This window comes from Micromonospora sp. M51 (genome assembly GCF_018070305.1).
GTDB lineage: Bacteria > Actinomycetota > Actinomycetes > Mycobacteriales > Micromonosporaceae > Micromonospora > Micromonospora parva.
In genome coordinates this window covers 1-7,553 of the sequence record NZ_JAGPXZ010000253.1, presented here as the reverse complement: position 1 = coordinate 7,553, position 7,553 = coordinate 1, and the positions used below count along the sequence as shown (strand labels likewise).

General features: G+C 71.0%; 4 protein-coding genes and 1 pseudogene. 2 read left to right on the top strand and 3 right to left on the bottom strand.

Going from position 1 to position 7,553, the window contains the following annotated elements:
- The coding region (locus KBX53_RS15545) for a DUF4349 domain-containing protein (RefSeq protein WP_210860008.1) at nucleotides 1-720 on the top strand (720 nt) is incomplete at its 5' end.
- Here the strand turns inward: KBX53_RS15545 and KBX53_RS15540 are convergent.
- On the bottom strand, nucleotides 677-1,936 hold the full coding sequence (locus KBX53_RS15540; protein WP_210860006.1) for an amidohydrolase: 1,260 nt from the start codon (nucleotides 1,934-1,936) through the stop codon (nucleotides 677-679). The two genes, KBX53_RS15545 and KBX53_RS15540, sit on opposite strands and share 44 nt — an antisense overlap.
- A 459-nt stretch (nucleotides 1,937-2,395) precedes the next feature.
- On the bottom strand, nucleotides 2,396-3,979 hold the full coding sequence (locus tag KBX53_RS15535; RefSeq protein WP_210860004.1) for a methylmalonyl-CoA mutase: 1,584 nt from the start codon (nucleotides 3,977-3,979) through the stop codon (nucleotides 2,396-2,398).
- Nucleotides 3,980-4,185: 206 nt separating this feature from the next.
- Between KBX53_RS15535 and KBX53_RS15530 the strand changes: the two are divergent.
- Nucleotides 4,186-5,127 (top strand): annotated as a pseudogene (locus tag KBX53_RS15530) (serine/threonine-protein kinase); the annotation flags it as partial.
- Nucleotides 5,128-5,417: 290 nt separating this feature from the next.
- On the opposite strand, the gene KBX53_RS15525 reads toward KBX53_RS15530, so the two are convergent.
- A complete protein-coding gene (locus tag KBX53_RS15525; protein ID WP_210860010.1) occupies nucleotides 5,418-7,298 on the bottom strand; it encodes an ABC transporter ATP-binding protein in 1,881 nt (626 codons plus the stop codon).
- Nucleotides 7,299-7,553 lie beyond the last annotated feature (255 nt).

Genomic DNA, 7,553 nt, shown 5'->3' with positions numbered 1-7,553 from the left:
CAGCGGGCGCGCATCTACACCGGCACGATGCGGGTGCAGGGGGACGCTGTGGCCGCGGCCGCCCGCGAGGCCACCGCCGTGGCCACTCGGGCCGGTGGTTTCGTGGGTGGGGACCAGCGGCGCAGCGCCGACGCCGACGCGGTGGCGGAGCTGGTGCTGCGAGTGCCGGCGGCGAAGTTCACCGGCGTGGTGGAGGAGATCGCGAAGCTCGGTCGGCAGCAGAACCGGGAGATCAACACTCAGGACGTCACCGAGGAGACCGTCGACCTGGACGCCCGGATCATTAGTCAGCGGGCACGGGTGGACAGCGCCCGCCGGTTGCTGGCCCGGGCCACCTCGATCACCGACCTGGTGTCGTTGGAGAACGAGCTGGGTCGCCGGGAGGCGGACCTGGCCTCGTTGGAGGCCAAGAAGCGACGCCTGGCCGACCTGACCGCCCTCTCCACGATCACCGTGGCGCTGGCCGGACCGGCGGCGAAGGCCACCGAGGAGAAGGACGAGACCGGCTTCCTGGTGGGGCTCAGGGGCGGCTGGAAGGCGTTCGTCGTCTCGATGACCGTCCTGCTGACGGTGCTGGGCGCGTTGCTGCCGTGGCTGGTGGCGCTCGGCGTACCGCTGGCGGTGTTGTTGGTGGTGCTGCGCCGGCGGCGCAGGTCCCCGGCGCTGGTCGCACCAGTCAGCGCGCCGCCGCCAGTGCCCGCAGCGCGGTCTGGACCATGACCCGGACGCCGACCGGGATGGCCCGCTCGTCCACGTCGAAGCTCCCCCGGTGCAGGTCGACGTTGGGGCCGGAACGACCCACGCCGAGCCGGGCGAGGGCGCCGGGGACGTACTCGAGATACCAGGAGAAGTCCTCGCCGCCCATGCTCTGCGGTGTCTCCGCGATCCCCTCCGGGCCGAGCGCGGCGCCGGTGGCGGCGGTCAGCACCTGGATGGCGCGGGAGTCGTTGCACACCGGCGGACGGCCGCGCAGGTATTCCAGGTCGACAGTGGCGCCGGTCGGCGCGATCACGTCCCGTACCACCTGAGCGACGATCTTGGGAGCCTGCTCCCAGGTGTCGCGGTCCATCACCCGGAGGGTGCCGGAGGCGCTCGCCTCGGACGGGATGACGTTGTAGCGGGTGCCGGCCGAGGCGTGGCCGAAGACCAGCAGCAGGCCGCTGTTGGCCGGCACCCGGCGGCTGACCAGGGCGGGCACCTCGGTGATCAGCCGACCGAGCGCGTCGACCAGGTCGACGGTCAGGTGCGGGCGGGCGGTGTGCCCGCCCGGGCCGGAGAGCCGGACTGTCACGTTGTCGGCGGCCGCGGTGATCGGACCGACCCGCAGGCCGACCTGGCCCACCGGCAGGTTCGGGTCGCAGTGCAGCGCGAAGATCTGCACCACGTCGTCCAAGCCGCCGGCCTCGATGACCTCCAGCGAACCGCAGGGCAGGATCTCCTCGGCCGGCTGGAAGATCAGCCGGACCCGGCCGTCCAGCTCCCCGAGGTCGGCGAGCTGGGCGAGCAGCATGCCGACGCCGAGCAGGATCGTGGTGTGCACGTCGTGCCCGCAGGCGTGGCAGACGCCCTCCACGGTCGACCGGTACGGGACGTCCTTGGGGTCGTCGAGCGGCAGGGCGTCGATGTCGGCGCGCAGCGCCACGACCGGGCCGTCCGGCCGGCCGTTGATGTCGCAGATCACGCCGTTGCCCTTGGGCAGCAGGCGCGGGCTCAACCCGGCCAGCGACAACTCCCGGGCGATCAGCGCGGCCGTCTCGAACTCGTTGCCGGAGAGCTCAGGGTGCGAGTGGATGTGACGGCGCGTAGCGATCAGCCCCGGTACCCGGAGCGCGAGAAGGTGATCCAGCTCGCGGGGCAACGGCTGGGATCCGGGTGGCGTATCCGGCCAGGACGACGCCAGCTGGCCACCCGTGGGCAGCGTCAACGCACTCGTCACGTCGAATTCTCGATCACTAGAGATGGATGGATCATCGGGGACAGCAGACAGCCTAGACCTCCGACGGTGACGCTGCGCAACCTCGTTACGGTAATGATCGGACCGCACAGAGTCACGTATGCCCTGCTGAGGGCGCTCGTCGAGGTGGGGGACAGCAGGTAGATCACGGTCGAACGCCGTCATCGGCCCCTCACCTCCTACAACGCGTAACCAATCGCGGCGGTCACGAATCCCGGAACCAGTCGGAACCCGTTGCCAAATTGTCGCATTAGTCGGGGTGGTGAACTGACACTCCGACAATTAGCCGACCACACTCCGCAACGAGCCGGTTAAGGACGCTCACACGCACCCACCCACCGTGGGCGCACAGGGTGTGCGTCCCGGCTCAACCGACCGGATACCCGCTCGGCCCGACTGACACACAGTGCCCTCGGGCCGTAGAGCCGCGACCGAGCGCGCTCAGAAGCGGTCGGAGGGTCGGTACAACCCCCACACCTCGCGCAGCGTCCCGCACACCTCGCCCACCGTCGCCCGGGCCCGCAGCGCCTCCTTCATCGGGTACAGCACGTTCTCCGCACCCTCGGCGGCGGCCCGAAGGCCGGCCAGCGCCCGCGCCACCGCGTCGGCGTCCCGCTCGGCGCGCAGCCGGGCCAGCCGGTCGGCCTGGGCCGCCTCGATCGCCGGGTCGACCCGCAGCGGCTCGTACGGCTCCTCCTCGTCCACGGTGAACCGGTTGAGCCCGACCACCACCCGCTCCGCCGAGTCGATCTCCTGGGCGATCCGGTACGCGGACTGCTCGATCTCCCGCTTCTGGAAGCCGGCCTCGATCGCGTCCACCGCCGAACCGTGGTCGGCCACCCGCTCCATCAGCTCGACGGCGGCAGCCTCGATCTCGGCGGTCATCGCCTCCACCACGTACGAGCCGGCGAACGGGTCGACGGTGGCGGTCAGGTCCGTCTCGTAGGCCAGCACCTGCTGGGTACGCAGCGCGAGCCGGGCCGCCTTCTCGGTGGGCAGCGCGATCGCCTCGTCGAAGCTGTTGGTGTGCAGCGACTGGGTGCCGCCGAGCACCGCGGCCAACCCCTGCACCGCCACCCGGACCAGGTTCACCTCCGGCTGCTGCGCGGTGAGCTGCACGCCGGCGGTCTGGGTGTGGAACCGCAGCATCATCGACTTCGGATCCTTGGCGCCGAAGTCGTCGCGCATCAGTCGGGCCCAGATCCGCCGGGCGGCGCGGAACTTCGCCACCTCCTCCAGCAGCGTGGTGCGGGCCACGAAGAAGAACGACAGCCGGGGCGCGAAGTCGTCGACGGCGAGCCCCGCGGCCAGCGCCGCCCGCACGTACTCCACGCCGTTGGCCAGGGTGAACGCGATCTCCTGCGCGGGCGTCGCACCGGCCTCCGCCATGTGGTAGCCGGAGATGGAGATGGTGTTCCACTTCGGCACCTCCTTGCGGCAGTACGCGAAGGTGTCGGCCACCAGGCGCAGCGACGGCTTCGGCGGGAAGATGTACGTCCCCCGGGCGATGTACTCCTTGAGGATGTCGTTCTGGATGGTGCCGTTGAGTGCCGTCCCCGGCACCCCGTTCTCCTCGGCGACGAGCTGGTAGAGCAGCAGCAGCACCGAGCCGGGCGCGTTGATGGTCATCGAGGTGGACACCTTGTCCAGTGGGATGTCGGCGAAGAGCAGCCGCATGTCCTCGATGGAGTCGATGGCGACGCCCACCTTGCCGACCTCGCCGTGCGCGATCGGGTCGTCGGAGTCGTAGCCCATCTGGGTCGGTAGGTCGAACGCGACCGAGAGTCCCATGGTGCCGGCCCGCAACAGCTGGTGGTACCGCGCGTTGGACTCGGTGGCGGTGCCGAAGCCGGCGTACTGGCGCATGGTCCACGGGCGGGAGGTGTACATGGTGGGGTAGACGCCCCGGGTGTACGGAAACTCGCCGGGGCTGCCGAGCCGGGAGTCCAGGTCCTCCGGAAGGTCGGCCTCCGTGTAGACGCCGTTGATCGGGAAACCGGACTCACTTGACCGCCGTTGGTTCATCCCCGGATGGTAGGACGCCTGGCCACGTCGTCGGGTGAGGGATACCGCACAGTGCGTCCCGACCGGTCGACACCAGGTGAACGACAGGGCACGTTCTGTTGACTTCGATAAACGTCCGTCGCGTCGGCTTTCGCATCGGGCGTCGGAACCAGCAAGATAGGGGGGTTGTGTCCCAGCCCCCCTCGATTTCCCCCGGTGGCTTTTCTGTGACTCAGATCCCGACGTGGAGCGGCGGACCAGTTAGTCCCGCCAACGGACGAGCGGCGCCCGGCACCACCATTGGTGACCGGTACTCGCTGCGGTCCTCGGTGGGCAACGGCGGCATGGGCACGGTGTGGCGTGCCACAGACACCCTGCTGCGCCGTGACGTGGCGGTGAAGGAGGTCGTCCTGCCCCCGGGGCTGGCCCCCAGCGACCGCGACGCGATGTACGAACGCACCCTGCGCGAGGCCCGCGCCGCCGCCGCCATCCAGCACCCCGCCGTCGTGCAGGTGTACGACGTGGTCACCGAGGCCGGCCGGCCGTGGATCGTGATGGAGCTGCTGGACGCCCGCAGCCTGGCCGACATGGTGATCGAGGACGGGCCGGTCGCGCCCCGCGCCGTCGCGAAGATCGGCATCGCGCTGCTCGGCGCGTTGGAGGTCGCCCACGCGATCGGCGTACTGCACCGCGACGTCAAACCGGCCAACGTGCTGATCTGCGCCGACGGGCGGTGCGTGCTGACCGACTTCGGGGTCGCCCGGATGCCCACGGACGTGCAGCTCACCACCCCCGGCATGGTGCTCGGCTCGCCGCACTTCATCTCGCCCGAGCGGGCCATGGGCCAGGAGTTCGGCCCGCCCAGCGACCTCTTCTCGCTGGGTGTGACGCTCTACACCGCTGTCGAGGGGCGGCCCCCGTTCGACAAGGGCGACCCGATCGAGACCATGCACGCCGTGGTGGAGGACCCACCCGCCCCGCCGCAGCGCAGCGGCCCGCTGACCCGCGTGCTGATGGGTCTGCTGGAGAAGGACCCGGCGCGTCGACTGGACGTGCACACCTCCCGGGCCATGCTGCGCGAGCTGCTCGCCGGCCCGCTGGGCAGCACGGCGACGGCGGTGCACTCGGTCACCGACCCGTACGCCGTGGTGCCGGTGCAGCAGCGCCCCGTACGCGCCGACGGCGGCCAGCGCCACGACGCCCCCCGGCACCGGGTGACGCCGGCGGACGTACAGCGCGCCGGACGAGAGCAGCACCACAGGCAGGGCCGCCCATTCGGCGGTGGTGTCGAGGCCGCGCGACTGCACCACCAGGCCCACGAGGGCGATCAGGCCGACGACGAGCACCAGGGCCGTGTTCGCCGAACGGCCGCGCCACCCTGACATGGGCGGAAGCCTAGCCGCTCGGCGGGGAACGGGAGAAGGTCCGACAGCGAGGACGCCGGTGGTGGCGACGGTTGTCAGTGGGAGCTCGGTGCGGGCCGGTGGCCGTCCCTCAGGTTCGCGTCGTAGCCGGCGGCCTGGAGGGCGAACAGTTCGGCGTACCGGCCGCCGGTGGCGACGAGGTCGGCGTGTGAGCCGGCCTCGACCAGTCGGCCGTGGTGCAGGACGAAGATCCGGTCGGCGTGCCGGACGTTGGCGAGCCGGTGCGTGATGAGGATCGTCGTGGCGCGACCTCTGCGGTCCCGAATGGCCTGGAACAGGGCATCCTCGGCGCGGGGGTCGAGCGCGGAGGACGGCTCATCCATGATCAGCAGTTCGGCGTCGCGCAGGAAGCCGCGGGCCGCGGTGATGCGTTGCCACTGCCCACCGGAGAGGTCCTGACCGCGCGCGAAGGTCCGGTCGAGCAGTGTCTCGTACCCGTGCGGAAGTTCGTTGATCATGTCGTGGGCGACCGCGCGGCCGGCGGCGGCCTCGATGCGATCCTGCCGGGCCTCGCTGTCGACGTCGCCGATGGCGATGTTCGTGGCCGCGGTGAACGGCCACTTGTGGTATTCCTGCGTCACGACCGCGATCCGGGCCCGCAGCCCGTCGACGTCGAGCTCCGACAACGGGCGGCCGTTCCACTCGATACCGCCAGCGGTGGGCACGCGCAGGCCGGCGACCATCGCGGCGAGGGTGGTCTTGCCCGAGCCGTTCTCCCCGACGAACGCGACCGTCTGCCCGGCGGTGATCGTCAACGTGACGCCGTCGACGGCCGGGGTGTCCCGGTCGGGATAGCGCAGGCTCACCCCGTTGACCGTCAACTCCCGCAACCGGTCCGGCGCGGCCCCGGCTTCGTCGTCGGCGTTGCCCGGCAGGTAGGCGTCAGCGCGGGTCATGAAGCCGGTGTAGTCGCCGAAGTGCTGCCCCTCGGTGTAGACGTGGTCGACCTGGAAGGTCGCGATGGCCAGGGACCGTTGCGCGGACTGCACCGCGATGACGCAGGTCGCCGCCGCGGCGAGCGGGATCTGCCCGTCCAGGAGCAGCAACCCGAGCAGGGCGTAGACGGTGCCGGTGGCGAGGCCACCGATGATCGCTCCGACAGTGGTGGTCGTGGTGACGCGCCGGGCCAGGGCGAGCTGGATGTCGGTCTCCACCCGCATCACCCGGTCGTACTGGTCGAGCAGGAACCGGCGCAGACCGTACGAGCGCAACTCCGGTGCCGAGGCACGTTCGGCCATCAACTTGTGCAGCAGCCACAGTCGACGTCGGCGCACCGATCCGGCGGTGTACGTCTGGTAGCGCAGATGCCCGGCCCGCAACGACGCCCATGCCGTGGGCACCGTGGCGACCAGCAGCGCCAGCAGCAGCAGCGGATGGATGATGATGACGGCAGCCGCCACGGCGAGCAGGCCGGCCAGCCCGGCGAGCAGGTTCATCGACGCCTGCACCAGCCCGATCGTCGACTCGGTGCCCCGCGAGGCGCGTTCCATGTCGTCGGCGAACGCGTCCGCGTCGAACGCCTCCAACCGGACCGCTGTGGACACCTCGAACAGGCCTCGCTCCACCTCCCGGCTCACCCGGGGCGTCAGCCCGTTCTGCGCGTACCCGGTGGCGATGCCCATCCCGGCGCGGAGCGCGACCGTCACGGCCAGCACGACCAGCGCGGGCAGTGCCGCCCGCACCTTGTCCGGTGTCGGCCCGCCGGCGAACAACTCCACCAGCACCCGCTGCGTGGCCAGCAGCCCGAAGGCCGCCATCACCCCCGCGCCGACGGTGGCCACAGCCACCACACCGGTACGGAGCCGGTCCGCGCGCCAACTGATGCCGAGTGCGGTCCACACCAACCTGGGCAACTCCGCGAAGACGGCGAAGACGCCGGCCTCGGCGCGCGCCCGCACCCCCGTCTCCCACCACATCTCCCGCAGTTCCGGCAGCACCGATTCGGTACGTCCCGGGCGGGACTGCTCTGGCCTGAACCGGTGGGCCTCTGCGGTGGCGGTCTCGCTCATGGACGTACCTCCCGGGCGGCGCGGCCGACGCCGTCCCCCGCGGGCGGGCGGGGTGGCGGCTTTCTGGAGGATTGGACCACCCGGACGTAGCTGTCGGCAATCGCCCGCGCACTTACAGTTATGAATGCGATAGTGCCGGGGAGCCGCCCTGGCGTGTCACTC